Annotated in this window: 15 protein-coding genes; 11 read left to right on the top strand and 4 right to left on the bottom strand. The window is 66.2% G+C overall.

Annotation, left to right across the window (positions count from 1 at the left end; genetic code table 11):
• The first annotated feature begins 190 nt into the window (after window positions 1-190).
• The 4 genes from BHE01S_RS35285 (at window position 191) to BHE01S_RS35270 (ending at window position 3,369) form a co-directional block, all read left to right on the top strand.
• Window positions 191-1,171 carry an ABC transporter substrate-binding protein gene (locus tag BHE01S_RS35285; protein WP_052406251.1) on the top strand — a complete coding sequence of 327 codons (981 nt, stop codon included), beginning with the start codon at window positions 191-193 and terminating at the stop codon, window positions 1,169-1,171.
• A gap of 19 nt (window positions 1,172-1,190) precedes the next feature.
• Complete coding sequence (locus BHE01S_RS35280) at window positions 1,191-2,165, top strand: ABC transporter permease subunit (protein WP_042273012.1); 975 nt, start codon at window positions 1,191-1,193, stop codon at window positions 2,163-2,165.
• Complete coding sequence (locus tag BHE01S_RS35275) at window positions 2,162-2,929, top strand: ATP-binding cassette domain-containing protein (protein WP_042273010.1); 768 nt, start codon at window positions 2,162-2,164, stop codon at window positions 2,927-2,929. The genes BHE01S_RS35280 and BHE01S_RS35275 overlap by 4 nt, the downstream gene beginning before the upstream one ends.
• Window positions 2,930-3,015: 86 nt before the next feature.
• Window positions 3,016-3,369 carry a DOPA 4,5-dioxygenase family protein gene (locus BHE01S_RS35270; RefSeq protein WP_042273023.1) on the top strand — a complete coding sequence of 118 codons (354 nt, stop codon included), beginning with the start codon at window positions 3,016-3,018 and terminating at the stop codon, window positions 3,367-3,369.
• 66 nt (window positions 3,370-3,435) lie between these two features.
• Here BHE01S_RS35270 and BHE01S_RS35265 read toward each other — a convergent pair whose 3' ends face one another.
• Window positions 3,436-4,794 carry an MFS transporter gene (locus BHE01S_RS35265; RefSeq protein ID WP_042273009.1) on the bottom strand — a complete coding sequence of 453 codons (1,359 nt, stop codon included), beginning with the start codon at window positions 4,792-4,794 and terminating at the stop codon, window positions 3,436-3,438.
• Between the two features lie 218 nt (window positions 4,795-5,012).
• Here BHE01S_RS35265 and BHE01S_RS35260 point away from each other — a divergent pair, with 218 nt between their 5' ends.
• A complete protein-coding gene (locus BHE01S_RS35260) occupies window positions 5,013-5,336 on the top strand; it encodes a hypothetical protein (protein WP_042273021.1) in 324 nt (107 codons plus the stop codon).
• Window positions 5,337-5,349: 13 nt separating this feature from the next.
• On the opposite strand, the gene BHE01S_RS35255 is transcribed toward BHE01S_RS35260, so the two are convergent.
• Entirely contained in the window at window positions 5,350-6,381 is a 1,032-nt protein-coding gene (locus BHE01S_RS35255; protein ID WP_322787357.1) for an aldose 1-epimerase, read from the bottom strand.
• 197 nt (window positions 6,382-6,578) lie between these two features.
• Between BHE01S_RS35255 and BHE01S_RS35250 the strand changes: the two genes are divergently transcribed.
• The 5 genes from BHE01S_RS35250 (at window position 6,579) to BHE01S_RS35230 (ending at window position 12,632) form a co-directional block, all read left to right on the top strand.
• Window positions 6,579-7,667 carry a LacI family DNA-binding transcriptional regulator gene (locus BHE01S_RS35250; RefSeq protein ID WP_084069592.1) on the top strand — a complete coding sequence of 363 codons (1,089 nt, stop codon included), beginning with the start codon at window positions 6,579-6,581 and terminating at the stop codon, window positions 7,665-7,667.
• A gap of 191 nt (window positions 7,668-7,858) precedes the next feature.
• Complete coding sequence (locus BHE01S_RS35245; protein ID WP_042273005.1) at window positions 7,859-8,893, top strand: ABC transporter substrate-binding protein; 1,035 nt, start codon at window positions 7,859-7,861, stop codon at window positions 8,891-8,893.
• Window positions 8,894-8,906: 13 nt separating this feature from the next.
• Window positions 8,907-10,511, top strand: a complete 1,605-nt coding sequence (locus BHE01S_RS35240) for a sugar ABC transporter ATP-binding protein (protein ID WP_042273003.1) — start codon at window positions 8,907-8,909, stop codon at window positions 10,509-10,511.
• A gap of 77 nt (window positions 10,512-10,588) precedes the next feature.
• The gene (locus BHE01S_RS35235; protein WP_042273017.1) at window positions 10,589-11,584 is read left to right on the top strand and encodes an ABC transporter permease; all 996 of its coding nucleotides are present in this window, start codon (window positions 10,589-10,591) and stop codon (window positions 11,582-11,584) included.
• A gap of 4 nt (window positions 11,585-11,588) precedes the next feature.
• Complete coding sequence (locus tag BHE01S_RS35230; protein WP_042273002.1) at window positions 11,589-12,632, top strand: ABC transporter permease; 1,044 nt, start codon at window positions 11,589-11,591, stop codon at window positions 12,630-12,632.
• Window positions 12,633-12,683: 51 nt separating this feature from the next.
• Here BHE01S_RS35230 and BHE01S_RS35225 read toward each other — a convergent pair whose 3' ends face one another.
• The gene (locus tag BHE01S_RS35225; RefSeq protein WP_042273000.1) at window positions 12,684-13,121 is read right to left on the bottom strand and encodes a hypothetical protein; all 438 of its coding nucleotides are present in this window, start codon (window positions 13,119-13,121) and stop codon (window positions 12,684-12,686) included.
• A gap of 84 nt (window positions 13,122-13,205) precedes the next feature.
• Here BHE01S_RS35225 and BHE01S_RS35220 point away from each other — a divergent pair, with 84 nt between their 5' ends.
• On the top strand, window positions 13,206-13,493 hold the full coding sequence (locus tag BHE01S_RS35220) for a cysteine rich repeat-containing protein (protein WP_407669596.1): 288 nt from the start codon (window positions 13,206-13,208) through the stop codon (window positions 13,491-13,493).
• 63 nt (window positions 13,494-13,556) lie between these two features.
• On the opposite strand, the gene BHE01S_RS38835 is transcribed toward BHE01S_RS35220, so the two are convergent.
• On the bottom strand, window positions 13,557-13,761 hold a 205-nt coding region (locus tag BHE01S_RS38835), incomplete at its 5' end, for a hypothetical protein (protein ID WP_218000441.1).

Raw genomic sequence — 13,761 nt, 5'->3', positions numbered from 1 at the left:
GCAATGAAAATAGTCAGTCGTCCCACCAATCGGGACGTCCGCATCTGAAGCGCATAAAGAGCAGAAAGCGTGCAGGAAAACACCAGGCCCCGCAGCAGTGCGCGTCAGTATACTGAGCCACTGCTGCCGGGCGTGGTCGCCTCGGGAAGATTGGGCGCCGTGCGTCGGACTCACCTGGAGGAAGACAAACATGTTGCGCATCGCTCTTGGCTGTCTGATGGTTCTTTCCACGATGGTCGCCGGCGCGCTGCCCGGCGTGGCGTACGCGGATGCGGTGCATCCCGTCGTCGCGCTGCTGCCCGGCGTTACCGATCCTTTCTACTTCACGATGCATCGCGGCGCCGAGCGCGCGGCGAAGGAAGACAACATCCAGTTGCTGTTCCAGGTGCCGAAGGCCTGGAACACCACGGAGCAGGTGCCGATTCTCAAGGCCTTCATCGCGAAGCGTCCCGACGTACTGCTCGTCTCGCCTGTCGACAAGCAGCAGTTGATCGGCCCGCTCAAGGAAGCCGCCGACGCCGGCATCAAGGTCATCACCGTCGATACCTATATCGGCGACGGCCGCTACCAAACCGGCAAGGGCGACGCCGACTTCCCGCTTTCCTATATCGCTTCGGACAACCTGGAAGGTGGGCGCGTGGCGGCGCGGGCGCTCGCCAAGGCGATCGGCGACAAGGGCACCGTCTATTGCGAGAACAACAAGCCGGGCATCTCCAGCACCGACGCGCGCGCGCAAGGTTTCATGGAAGAGATGAAGAAGCACCCCAACATCAAGGTGCTGCAGACGCAGTACAACGAGGACGACGCCAATCGCGCCGCCTCGCACGTGGCGGCGGTGCTCGCGCGCAATCCCGACCTCGCGGGCGTATTCGGCGCCAACACGTTTTCGGGCGCCGGCGCGGCGCAAGGCGTGAAGAACGCGGGCAAGCAGGGCGTGGTGAAGGTCGTCGTGTTCGACGCCGTGCCGGGCATCGACGAGCAGATCAGAAGTGGCCTCGTCGATATCGCCATTGCGCAGCTTCCCGACGAAATGGGCTATGACGCCGTGAAGTTCGCCGCCGACGCCATCCACGGCAAGAAGATTCCCACCTACAAGGGCACGGGCTTCGTGGTGCTGGACAAGTCGAACATCGACAAGCCGGAGATGAAACAGTACATCTATTCGAACTAAGCCACGCGAACAGAGCCACATGAACGACAAACGACTCGACAGGCTCGCGCTCGTCAGCAAGGTCTGGCCCTGGCTCTTTCTCGGCACGCTGCTCGCCTTTTTCGAGGCATGGGCGCGCATCTCGGCGCATCGGTCGTTCGTGTTCAACGCGTACAACCTGCAGTCGATCGGGCTTGCCGCGAGCGCACCGCTATTGCTGGCCATCGGTCAGACCTTCGTGATCATCACCGCCGGCATCGATCTTTCGGTGGGCTTCGTGATGGGGCTCGCGGCGGTGTGCGTCGCCCAATTCACGATTCCCGGCGGCGAATCGCCGTGGATCCTGCTGATGTCGATACCTCTCACGGTTCTCGTGTGCCTGATTCCAGGCTTCGTGAACGGCGTATTGATTGCGCGTCTGGGGGTGCCCGCTTTCATCGGCACACTCGGCATGTATGGGGTCGCCCGCGGTGTGGGCTTTCTCGCCGCGGGCAGCGGCATGACCGTCTCCGTCAACAATCCCGGGCTCGCGTGGCTCGGCGGCGGCTGGACGCCCGTGATTCTCACGGCCGTGCTGCTCGTCATCATGCACTTCGTGCTCTCGCAAACCCGCTTCGGGCAGTACACCTATGCAATAGGCGGCAATCCGCAATCGGCGGTGCGCGCTGGCATCAACGTGCGCCGTCATCTGTTCGCAATCTATCTGATCGCGGCCGCTTTCGCGGCGGTGGGCGGCATTGTCTACACGGCGCGCTTCGCCGCGGGCGCGGCCAATGCGGGCGAGCCCATGCTGCTCGATTCGATCGCGGCGGTCGTGATCGGCGGCGCGAGTCTCTTTGGCGGCACCGGCAACGTCGTCGGCACGCTGATCGGCGCGCTCATCATCGCCGTGATCGAATTCGGGCTCGTGTTCATCGACGTCAACGCGTTCTGGCAATTCATCGTGGTCGGCATCGTCATCATTCTTTCGGTGCTGATCGACCAGTACAAGGAGCGGCTCGGAGGCGCGCAATGAGCGGCACGCCGATTCTGGAGGCGCGCGGGGTCTCGATCCGCTTCGGCGGCGTGGAGGCGCTCAAGCGCGTGTCGTTGCGGCTCATGCCGGGCGAAGTGCTTGCGCTCGCCGGCGACAACGGCGCGGGCAAGTCCACGCTCATCAAGATCCTCTCGGGCGTCTATCGCGCCGACGCGGGCGACCTGCATTTCGATGGGCGTCCGCTCCAGCTGCGCGATCCGCAGGATGCACGCTCGCAGGGCATCGAAACCATCTATCAGGATCTCGCGCTCGCCGACAATCTCGACGTGGGCAGCAACATCTTCCTCGGCCGCGAGCCCGTGCGACGGTTGTTCGGCTTGCAGGTGATCGACCGGCCGCATATGGCGCGCGTGGCGCGCGAAGTGCTCGAGCGGCTCGATATCGTGATTCCGCCGCGCAAGCTCACGGGCCCCGTGAAAATGCTCTCGGGCGGCCAGCGCCAGGCCATTGCCATAGGGCGCGCGATTTACTGGAACGCGCGCGTGCTCATCATGGACGAGCCCACCGCAGCGCTTGGCGTGCCCGAGCAACGCAAGGTGATGGAGCTGATCCGCGGGCTCAAGGCACAGGGCGTGGCCGTGATTCTCATCTCGCATAACCTGCACGATATCTTCGCCGTGGCGCAGCGCATCGTCGTACTGCGGCGCGGCGAAGTGGCGGGCGAGCGGCGCGTGGCCGAAACCGACGGCGACGAGATCGTGCGGCTGATGGTAGGCGACACGTATTCAAACGGCGCGCACTGAAGCCCGACGTGGTGGGTTCGCCTGCGCGGCGCGGGCATTCGATGGACAATGTCGGCTCGAACCTTTACCGCATTCCTGCTTCCGCCATGAACTACCTCGATCCCGCCGATATCAGGAGCTGGCACGCCCACGTCTATTTCGACGCGGCGACGCGCGACGCCGCATGGACCTTGCGCGAGGCGATCGAAGCCCGCTTTGGCAAGATCGTGCAGATCGGGCGCTTTCACGAGCGCCCGGTTGGGCCGCATCCGATGTGGTCGTATCAGCTCGCCATTGCGCGAGAGCATTTCACGACGGTCGTCGAATGGCTCACGCTCAATCACGGCGCACTCGACGTGTTCGTGCATCCGAACACCACCGATGCCCTGCGCGATCATCGCGACGCCGCCGTGTGGATCGGCCATTCGCACAGGCTCGATCTCGGCGCGCTCGGCGGCTGACCGCTGTGCGGATTGCGCCGCCCTGTAGCTCGCGGCATGGCGCAATCCCCGACACTCGCGTGGGCCTCAGTGCCCGAACGACTCCGTCTTTGCCGCCGACGATCCGCTCGCCTGCGGCCGCGCGGCCTGCTTGACGAGCAGCGCCGCGCCGGCAATCAGACCGGCGACGGCAATCGTCGCGAAGATGCCTGCAAACGTGACGTGCCGGCGTGCGAGTTCGGCCACGAGGAACGAGCCCGCAATGCCGCCGAAGCGCCCGATGCCGAGCATCCAGGCTACGCCGGTGCCGCGTCCCTGGGTGGGATAGAACGCGGCGGCGAGCGCCGGCATCGACGATTGCGCCGTGTTCATCAGCACGCCGGCCACGAACACCACGAGCACGAGCAGGGCCACGTTGCCGGCCGCCTGGCCGATGAGCCACACCGAAAGCGCGGTGAGGACGTAGCACGCGGCGATGATGCGGTTCGCGTTGAAGCGGTCCATCAGCATGCCGCTCAGCACCGCACCCACCCCGCCGAGCGGGAAGAGCGCTGAAATCAGCGTGGCGCTCGACGCTGTGAGGCCGGAGTCCTTGAGCAGGAGCGGCATCCAGTTGATCGACGCGTAGAAGATCACGAGCCCCATGAAATACGCGACCCACAGCATCACCGAGCCGACGAGGTACATTGGCGAAAGCACGACGCCGAGCCCTTTGCTCTGCGTCTGCGGGGCGTGCTCCGTCATCGTGAATACCTGCGCGTTGGCGGCGTCGGGCGAGATGCGCGCGAGCGCGGCGCGAATACGCTCGACGCTCTGCTGGTTCGCCACCATGTAGCGCACCGATTCCGGCATGCGCAGCAAGAGCGGCGCGGCAAGCACGAGCGGCGTCACGCCGCCGAGCATGAGCACGCTGCGCCAGCCGAAATGCGGAATCATCCACGCCGCGAGAAAGCCGCCACAGGCCGCGCCGAGCGGAAAGCCGCAGAACATCAGATTGATCACGGTGGCGCGGTTCCGGTCCGGGCAGAACTCGCCCATCATCGTGACCGCATTCGGCATGGCCGCGCCGAGACCCACGCCCGTGATGAAGCGCAGCCACGTGAGCTCGCCGATGCTGGTGGAGAATGCCGAACCGAGGCAGGTCACGCCGAACAGCAGCACCGAACCGACCAGCATGGCGCGTCGCCCGAGGCGGTCGGAGAGCGGTCCGGACGCGAGTGCGCCGCAAGCGAGGCCGAAGAGCGCCGCGCTCAGCACGGGCGCGAGCGCGGGCTTGGGGATGCCCCATTCGCCGAGCAGCGAAGGCGCGATGAAGCCGATCGCGGCGGTGTCGAATCCGTCGAGCAGGACGATGACGAAGCACATCGCGAAAATGAACCACTGGAACGGCGAAAACGGATGCTCGTTGATGAAGGTTTGGACGTCGACGGCACGCGGTTGGCCCATGGTTTGTCTCCTGTCGACCGAGGGTGTCGGTTGTATCGGCTCGCCGTGGCGAGCCGCTTTTTTCTGGTTTGCCTTACAACCTGGAATAGTAACCGCAGCGCGGCGTTTGCTGGAGAACATCATCGGGTGTGACGGGCGGCTGTCTGCCAGCCTGAAAGCAGCGCGGCGAGCACGCGCGTGCTGCAACGCGTGTCGCCTTGCGCGACAAGGAGTTTCAGATGAAGTCTTTCTTCGCCCACGCGGCGGTGCCATGCCTCATGGCGGGCGCGATGCTGGCAGGTGCGCCTCGTCAGGTTCTTGCCCAACTCGCACCGAATGACGATCTGCGCGCGCCGCAAAATAGCCTCGCGTTCATGCCGGGCGCCCAGCCCGGCAGCGAATACCCGACCCACGGCAATCGCCAGGCCGGCGAGATGCCGGTCGGCCCCACCGATCCGCGCGGCCAGCTCGCGAACGGCCAGCCGAACAACGCCGAGGCGGGCGGCTACGGCGCGCCGTTGGCGGGCGTGCGCACGGGTGGGCCAGGCGGCGCAGGCATGTAAGCGACAGGCCGCTTCAGGTCCGCTCGGGCTGCCAGGCAAGCTGGGCTTCGAGCGTTTCGCCGGGAGCGAGCACGGTGCCGCCCACGTCGATGCGCTGCACCGTTCCCTCGTGACACAGATTGAGCCAGTCCGTCGTGTTGCTGACGGGCTCCGCGCAGAAGTACGGCAGGCCTGGCGGACAGAAGATCACGAAGAAGTCGAGCGGCGTGCTCGCGCGCAGCGCGAGACGACGGCCTTCGTGCGGCCACTCGATGACCGCCTCGTGGCGCCAGCCGGAGAAGTTATTGTCGAGATCGAAGTCGTCGACGATCAGGCCGGACTGCAGGGCGTCGACGGCAGGGTGGGCGCTGAGCGAGACCGGCAGCACTTCCGTGTCGATTTCCCACATGGCGCGCACGCGCGCGGCGATACGCGTGCCGGGCGGACGCGGATAGTACGGGTGATGGCCGAGACCGAACGGCATGGGCCGCGCGGCCAGGTTGCGGGCCCACAGGCGCACGGTGAGGCCGCTCTCGTCGAGCGTGAGGTGCTGGCGCGCTTCATAGCGAAACGGCCAGCCTGTGCCGACGTGTGCATCGGCCTTGCGTGATCCGTGGAATTCGTGCGCTTCGTGTGGCGCGTTCGGCTCGTGCAGGAAGTGCAGCGTGAGCGTATCGGCCGTTTGCGCCTCCACCGTCCAGGGGCGCCGCCATGCGTGGCCGTGCAGCGCGTGGCGCAGCGCGCCGGTGCCGCTCGGCAAGTCGATCATCTCGCCTTCGAAGCGGAATCGCCCGTCGCGGATGCGGTTGCAGTACGGCATCAGCGGAAAGCTCGCCATGCCGAGCGGATCGCGCGCCTCGATGGCGGCACGCGTGGCGGGGCGTAGCCAGTGTGACGCCGGGGTCTTGCCGGCTACGTCGTAGAACGCGGCGATCGAGCCGCCGACGCGCGGCGCGACGAGCACGCGCGTATCGCCATGGGCGAGCGTGACGAGCTGGCCGTCGTCGAGCGCGGCGGCGTCGAAGACGATCTGCGGGGGCGGCGAGGATGTCGGTCGGGCAGTCAAATGAGCGCTCTCCAGTGTCTCGATTTATTACTAATAAAAAATAATATAGTCGCTGAAATCGCTAATGACGGAGCAAAAAAATGGTGACATACGCCAATTGATGGCCCAAATTATTAGTGCTACGCTTCGGGCCAACAGCGCGGCCCCGAGCGCGCGCCGCCGCGCCGCGCAGCTCTTCCGCAGTCCTCCCGGATCCGATGAAAAAATCGACGCAACGCCGCCCGACCATGACCGACATCGCGAAGGCCGCAGGCGTGTCGCAATCGACGGTTTCCCTCGTGCTCAACGGCGCGGTCGGCGCCAAGCTTTCCGAAGCGACGCGCCTGAAGGTGCACGAAGTCGCGCAGTCGCTCGGCTACCAGTTGCCGATCCGCGCGGTGCAGACGCCTGCCCCGGCAGGCGAGCGCAATCTCATCGTTTATCTCGCCGACGAAGTCTCGACGAGTCCGCACCCGGTCGTGAGCATCGACGGCGCGCGCGACGCCGCCTGGAACAACGGTTGTCTGCTCGCCGTGTTCTCGACGCATGGCAACGCCCAGATGGAGCAGCAGGTGCTGCAGACACTCGCGATGCCCAACGTGCTCGGCGCGATCTACGCGACCGTGTACACGCGCAAGGTCACGGTGCCGCCCGCGCTGCTGAAGGTCCCGGCCGTGCTGCTCAACTGCTACGCGTCCGATCACGCGCTCTCTTCGGTCGTGCCGGCCGAAGTGGCCGGGGGCCATACGGCAACCGAATATCTGATCGAGGCGGGGCACCGGCGCATCGGGTTCATCAACGGCGAAACGTGGCAGGACGCCGCAAAAGACCGTCTCAAAGGCTATCGCCAGGCGCTCGCGACCGCGGACCTGCTGTTCGACGAGCGCCTCGTGCGCGATGGCGACTGGAGTTCGGGCAAGGGTTTCGAACTCACGCTCTCGCTTATGCGCGAGCCGAATCCGCCCACGGCGATTTTCTGCGCCAACGACCTGACGGCGATCGGCGCGATCGAAGCGCTCAAGCAACTCGGGCTGCGCGTGCCCGAAGACGTTTCGGTGATGGGCTACGACGACCAGGAAATCGCGCGCCACACCCACCCGCCGCTCACCACGGTCGTGCTGCCCAACTACGAGCTCGGACGCTGGGCCGTCGAGACGCTGCTGCAGGAAGAGCAGAACCGCAGCGCCGGCGCGCCGGTACGCCACCGCACCGTCAAGCTCGACGGGCCGCTCATCGAACGGACCTCGGTGTGCGCGCCGGACCTCGCTTCCCCCGTGAATACCCTCATTAATATCAACGAAAATTGACTGGTAATATTAGTTGAAGCAGTGGCCGTAATCATTCTGTGCAGCGCGTCGCGCGCCGTGCTGGATGAATCAGGAAAGACAACAAGAACCGCGGTGGGGCCGACGGCCCGCACCGCCGATGTCATTCATCGCTTTGCGTGGGACCAGCGCTCGTGCCGCGGCATGCGCGCTGGCCGACAAAGGAGACAGCCATGCGTCATCAACGATTCCAGTCCGCCCTCATCGCCGCGGGATTTTGCTTCGCGAGCGCGTTCGCCGCGAGCGCTTACGCGCAGTCCAATGCCGGCGCACAGAAAGTCCAGTCGAATTCCAGCGAGAGCTGTACGAATCCCAAGCCCGGCGGCAAGAAGCTGAGCGACATGGTGGTGGGGTTCTCGCAGTCGGAGAATGAACAGAATCCGTTCCGGGCGACCGAAACCGCTTCGGTTCGCGCGGCGGCGAAGGAAGCGGGCGTGAAGCGCCTGCTCTATACCAACGCGAACGCCAACCAGGCCAAGCAGGTCGCCGACATCGAAAGCATGATCAACCAGGGCGCCGAGGCGCTCATCATCGCGCCCAACGATTCCACGGGCCTGCAACCCGCGCTCGCCCAGGCGCGTGCGAAGGGCATTCCCGTCGTGACGATCGACCGGCAGACGGCGGGTACGGTGTGCGACGACTTCATTACGTTCCTCGGCTCCGACTTCTACAAGCAGGGCGAGCGCGCGGCGAAGGCGCTCGCCGACGCCACGGGCGGCAACGCGATCATTGCGGAGATCCAGGGCGGCTACGGCAACACGGTGGAAAGCCAGCGCACGGACGGCTTCGCGAACGGCCTCAAGCCTTATCCCGGCATGAAGATCATCGCCGCGCAAACCGCGAACTGGTCGACGACCGAAGCGCAGAAAGTGATGGAGCAGATCCTGCTCGCGCATCCGGACGTCAACGCCGTCTACACTCACGCCGACACGATGACGGTCGGCGCGATCAAGGCGCTGCGCCAGGCCGGCAAACTCAACGGCGTAAAGATCGTCTCGATCGACGGCACGAAGGAGATCGTCTCGGATATCTCGAACGGCATCGTTGCCGCCGACGTCGAAACCAACCCGCGCTTCGGTCCGCTCGCCTTCAAGTCGCTCGAAGACTATCTCGCGGGCAAGCCGGTGCCGCAAAAGCAGATCATGGACGACGCGCTGTTCGACCGGAACAATGCGCAGCCCTCGCTCGCGCAGGGCAAGGTCTACTGAGCCGCGGCGCACGATGACGACGAGCGCCTCCGCCGGTCGCGCCGGTTCCGCCGCGGCCACGCCGCGTGCCGTGCTGGAAACGCACGGCGTTTCGAAGACCTTCGGCGTGGTGCGCGCGCTGCGCGACGTCTCGCTCACGCTGCGCGCGGGCGAGGTGCACGGCCTCGTGGGCGAGAACGGCGCGGGCAAGTCCACGCTGATCAAGGTCCTCACGGGTTTTCATCCGCCCGACTCGGGCGCGCTCACACTCGACGGCGCGGACGTCGCGTTCGACAGTCCGCGCGCCGCGCAGCGCGCGGGCGTGTGCGCCGTGTATCAGGAAATCAACCTGATACCGGAGCGCAGCGTGGCCGACAACATTTTTCTGTGTCACGAACCGAAACGCTTCGGGATCCTGATCGACAGGAAGCGCATGCTCGAGCGCGCCGCCGGGATCGTGCAGCGCTACCGGCTCGCGGTCGACCCGGCCGCGCGTCTCGGTTCGCTCGGGCTCGGCGCGCAACAGATGGTGGCGATCGCGCGCGGCGTTTCGCTGGGCGCGCGCGTGCTGATTCTCGACGAGCCGACTTCGGCCCTGAGCGGCGCGGAGGTGGATGTGCTGTTCGACGTCGTCGATCGCCTGCGCACCGAGGGCATTGCGCTGCTGTTCGTGAGCCACAGGCTCTCCGAATGCTACCGGCTGTGCGATCGCTTCACGGTGATGCGCGACGGCGCGGTCGTGCGCACGGGTACACCTGAAGAACTGCCGCGCGCGGGGTTGATCGCAGCCATGCTGGGCCGCGAAAGCGTGGGCGAGCATGCGTGGGCCGAGCGCCCGGGCAGCGCCGATGCCGACGTCGACGCGACGCCCGCGCTCGCCGTCGACCATTTGCAGTGGGGCAACCGCGTGCGCGACGTGTCGCTGCGCGTAGCCCGCAAGGAGATCGTCGGCCTGGCCGGCCTGCTCGGCTCGGGCCGCACGGAAACGTTCAAGACGATCTTCGGCGCGCAGAAGGCCGATGGCGGCGAGGTCGACATCGCCGGCCGCGCGCTCACCCATGCAACCCCGGCGCGCTCGATCGGGCGCGGGCTCGCCTTCCTTTCCGAAGACCGTCGCGCGGAAGGCATCTTTGCGCGTCTCTCGGTGCGCGAGAACATCGTCGCGAGCCTGCTGCCGCGCATTTCGCGCTTCGGCTTCATCTCGCGTGCGAAGGAAGCGCAAGTGGTGCGGGAGTCGATCGAGCGGCTCGGCATCAAGACAGCCGGTCCCGGCGCGCTTGTCACGACGCTCTCGGGCGGCAACCAGCAAAAGGCGCTGATTGCGCGCTGTCTGTCGACCCGCCCAACAGTGCTGCTGCTCGATGATCCCACGCGCGGCATCGACGTCGGCGCGAAGGAGGAGGTGCATCGCGTCGTGCAGGAGCTTGCGCAGGCGGGGCTCGCGGTGGTGGTCACGTCGTCGGAGATGGAAGAACTGCTTGCGCTGACCGACCGCCTCGTCGTGCTCAACGAAGGCGCGACCGAGGGCGGCATGCCGACCGCCGGCGCGCACCCTGACGACGTGCTCGCCGTGCTGGCCGGCGCCGGCGCCGGCGCAGGATCCGGCGATAGCGCCGACCACGGTGGCGGCACCGCGTGAGCGAGCCCGCGCCAAACCCGCCACAATCCACGACAACAGCACCGATGGCGACCAACCTTGAATCGAACGAGGCAAGCTTGAGCCCCTCGAATCCTGCGAACTCATCGAGCCGTTCCGTCTCGCCCGCTTCCGGCGCCGCGGCGCGCGGGCAGACCTGGCGTACCGTGCTGCGCGAGCACAGCGTGTACTTCGCGCTCGCCGCGCTCATCGCGTTCAACCTCGCCGTCACGCCCGGCTTCTCGAATCCCTTCGCGGCGCGCAGCCTGCTGTTCGAAGCGGCGCCGATCGTGCTGATCGCGCTGGGCCAGAATCTCGCGATTGCGACGCGCGGCATCGATCTCTCCGTGGGATCGGTGATGGCGCTCGCCAGCGCGTCGATTGCCGTGTTTCTACCGTATGGCGTGGGCCCGGCGCTCGTGGGCGCGGTCGCGGTGGGCGCCGTAGTCGGCTTGTGCAACGGGTTCCTCGTGGCGCTGCTCGCCATCGATCCGCTGATCTCGGGCCTCGCCTTGCTGGTCGCCGCGCGCGGGCTCGCGCAGGCGCTGCTGGGCGGCTCGCGCGTCAATCTGCCCGACACGCCCGCGTTCGATCTGCTCGGCGCTGGCGCGCTCGGCCCGCTGCCCGTCGTCATGCTGATCGCGCTCGGGCTCGCGGTCGTGGTGGCGTTCGTGGTGCGGCGCACGACCTTCGGGCGATATGCGATTCTCGTGGGCGCGAGCCGCGGCGCCGCGTTTCTCGCGGGCATTCCCGTGCGGCGCACGCTCTTTCTCGTCTATACCGTGAGCGGCACGCTTGCCGGAGTCGCCGGTGTGTTCGCGTCGTCGCGGCTTGGCGCGGCGGATCCCAACTATGTGGGCGTGAACTTCGAGCTCGATGCGATTGCCGCCTCGGTCATCGGGGGCACGCCGCTTTCAGGCGGGCGCCTCTCGATTGTCGGCGCGGTGTTCGGCGTGCTGCTGCTTCAGGTGCTCGACGCGAGCTTCATCATGAACAACATCAGCTTCACCTACGCGCAGATCCTCAAGGCGGTGTTCATCGTCGTCGCGCTGTATCTGCAACGCTCGGGAGGCTGACGCGATGCAAACGGTTAAACCAGCGCACGCCCAAACTGCCGCCGCACCGGGTGCCGGTCGGCGCGCGCAAGTGATCGCGCTCGTGCAGTCGCGCGGGGCGATCGCGATGCTCGTGGTCGTCGCGCTCGTGGCCGGCATGGCGTTTCCTGACTTCCTGCGCCCCGCGAACCTCGCGGACATCGCCTCGAACGGCGCATTTCTCGGGCTCGTCGCGGTGGGGCAGAGTATGGTCATCGTCCTGGGCGGCTTCGATCTTTCGGTCGGGTCGATGGTCGGGCTCGGCACTGTGCTGGCCGCCTATGCCGCGCCCTATGGCTGGGGCGCCGCGATCCTCGTGCCCGTTGCGGCGGGTTTCGTCGTCGGTCTGGTGAACGGCGTGCTGGTTGCCCGCGCGCGCATGGCACCGTTCATCGTCACGCTTGCGGCGCTGCTTGGGCTCAAGGGGCTCGCGCTCGTGCTCGCGAGCCAGGATCTGCTGATCGCCAATCCGGGTTTCTTCGCACGCGTCGCCAATGGTTCAGTGTTTGGCGTCAACAATCTCATTTGGGTGCTGGTGGTCGTCTATGCGCTCGGCGGCGTGCTGCTCAATCACACGCCTTTTGGCGCGGCGATCTTCGCGATCGGCGGCAACGAGGAGGCTGCGCGCATGCTGGGCGTGCGCGTGGAGCGCGTGAAGATGCTCGCCTATGGATTATCCGGTGCACTCGCCGGTCTTTCGGGGGCGCTGCTGGCGTCGCACCTGGACTCGGGCTTGTCGGGGGCCGGGACCGGCTATGAACTGCAGTCGATCGCCGCAGCCGTGATCGGCGGGGTGTTGCTCACGGGCGGCGTGGGGACGATGGCTGGACCGCTGGCCGGTGTACTGCTTCTCGGTGTCATCGACAATGTGATCAATCAGGTCGGCACGCTGAGCCCTTACTATCAGAACCTTGCAAGCGGCGCATTCCTGCTCGCGGCGGTGATCGTGCAGACGGTGCTCACCGGCCGCCGCCATGGCGTCGCGCGGGCTGCAGGCGCGACGCGGCGGCGTGCGGCCGTGGGCGCTTAGTGGATGACGTCCGAGCTGCCGTTTTTCGGGCGAGTTTGGCCGATGGCATGCCTACTGATGCGAAACGCTCAGCTTCACGCGCGCCGAGCCATCGGTCTGCGCGGTGATCTCGGTCCGGCTGCCGCGCTGCCCCAGATAGAAATGTTGGCGGCCAGGCGAGTTCACGTCATGCGTTGCGTCGGGCAGGCACGAGGCAATGTCGGCGCCTACGCCTTCGAGCGCGTTCGTCCCCGATCCTGCGTCGCGCGCACTCCAGACGCATTGAAAACTCCCTCCGCTCGTGACGCACTGCGCGTCGTCGCCATAGGGTTGCGCGACGGCGCGCCCGTCGTCAGGGCTAAGTGACGCGAAATGCTGCGGGGCTGCCGCGACGATGCGCTTGAGCGCCGCGCAGGGGCTTGCGCTATCGTCCGCATGAGCGGCCAGGGGGATGCCTGGTATGACAATCGCCGCGCAAAGCGCGAGGATCCGGATGATCGGTGGGTTCATGGCGTTCCGCTGCGCAAGGGCAGCGCCTTATCATGGCTGGTGAGGGAAGCGTTGCAAGCGGCGTGCCGGGAATAGCCCTTGCAGGTGTCGCGTCGGACCACGCTTCACGAGGAGAACGCCATGAGGAAACCGTTCGATCGCATGATGAAAGCGGGAGCATTGCTGGTCGGGCTGACTTTCGCGATTGCGAGCAGCGGCGAATCGCGCGAAGAGCAGGAACACGCCTGCCGTGGAGATGCGTTCCGCTTCTGCGCAAGAGAGATTCCGAGCAAGGAGAAGATCGAGGCGTGCTTGAAGCAGCACTACGATGAGCTCTCGCCGCCGTGCAAGGCGATGTTCGACCCGCCGCCGACGGCCGATCCGAAGTCATGAGCGTGAATGCGCCTCTTTCAATTGAGCCGATGGAAGAGGGCTTGCGGACTCGCGATCGAGGCGCTAAGATTCGCCCCCTTCGCCGTTCGATGTCTCTGACGTCCGGGCAGCGAAGGCCGCCGCGGGAACCGGCGGTTTGCGAAGCCGGCAGCTTTTTCGAGCGGTGAGCGAAAAAAAGGGGTTGACGAAGCGAAAGGCAGTCTTCATAATCTCGTTTCTCTGCTGCTGACGCAGCAACGCAGAAAGAAGCCGGTAGTCAGGTGGTTCT

The sequence above is a fragment of the Paraburkholderia heleia NBRC 101817 genome (genome assembly GCF_000739775.1).
In the GTDB taxonomy this organism is placed as follows: Bacteria; Pseudomonadota; Gammaproteobacteria; order Burkholderiales; family Burkholderiaceae; genus Paraburkholderia; species Paraburkholderia heleia.
Note: the sequence above shows the minus strand (reverse complement) of the source record. Positions and strands in the feature narration are given on the sequence as shown.

Bases quoted from the DNA above. Each gene is read 5' to 3' on its own strand.
- BHE01S_RS35250 (WP_084069592.1), top strand. From the start codon at position 6,579: ATGAAAAAATCGACGCAACGCCGCCCGACCATGACCGACATCGCGAAG.
- BHE01S_RS35280 (WP_042273012.1), top strand. From the start codon at position 1,191: ATGAACGACAAACGACTCGACAGGCTCGCGCTCGTCAGCAAGGTCTGG.
- BHE01S_RS35275 (WP_042273010.1), top strand. From the start codon at position 2,162: ATGAGCGGCACGCCGATTCTGGAGGCGCGCGGGGTCTCGATCCGCTTC.
- BHE01S_RS35260 (WP_042273021.1), top strand. From the start codon at position 5,013: ATGAAGTCTTTCTTCGCCCACGCGGCGGTGCCATGCCTCATGGCGGGC.
- BHE01S_RS35240 (WP_042273003.1), top strand. From the start codon at position 8,907: ATGACGACGAGCGCCTCCGCCGGTCGCGCCGGTTCCGCCGCGGCCACG.
- BHE01S_RS35225 (WP_042273000.1), bottom strand. From the start codon at position 13,121: ATGAACCCACCGATCATCCGGATCCTCGCGCTTTGCGCGGCGATTGTC.
- BHE01S_RS35270 (WP_042273023.1), top strand. From the start codon at position 3,016: ATGAACTACCTCGATCCCGCCGATATCAGGAGCTGGCACGCCCACGTC.
- BHE01S_RS35265 (WP_042273009.1), bottom strand. From the start codon at position 4,794: ATGGGCCAACCGCGTGCCGTCGACGTCCAAACCTTCATCAACGAGCAT.
- BHE01S_RS35230 (WP_042273002.1), top strand. From the start codon at position 11,589: ATGCAAACGGTTAAACCAGCGCACGCCCAAACTGCCGCCGCACCGGGT.
- BHE01S_RS35245 (WP_042273005.1), top strand. From the start codon at position 7,859: ATGCGTCATCAACGATTCCAGTCCGCCCTCATCGCCGCGGGATTTTGC.
- BHE01S_RS35285 (WP_052406251.1), top strand. From the start codon at position 191: ATGTTGCGCATCGCTCTTGGCTGTCTGATGGTTCTTTCCACGATGGTC.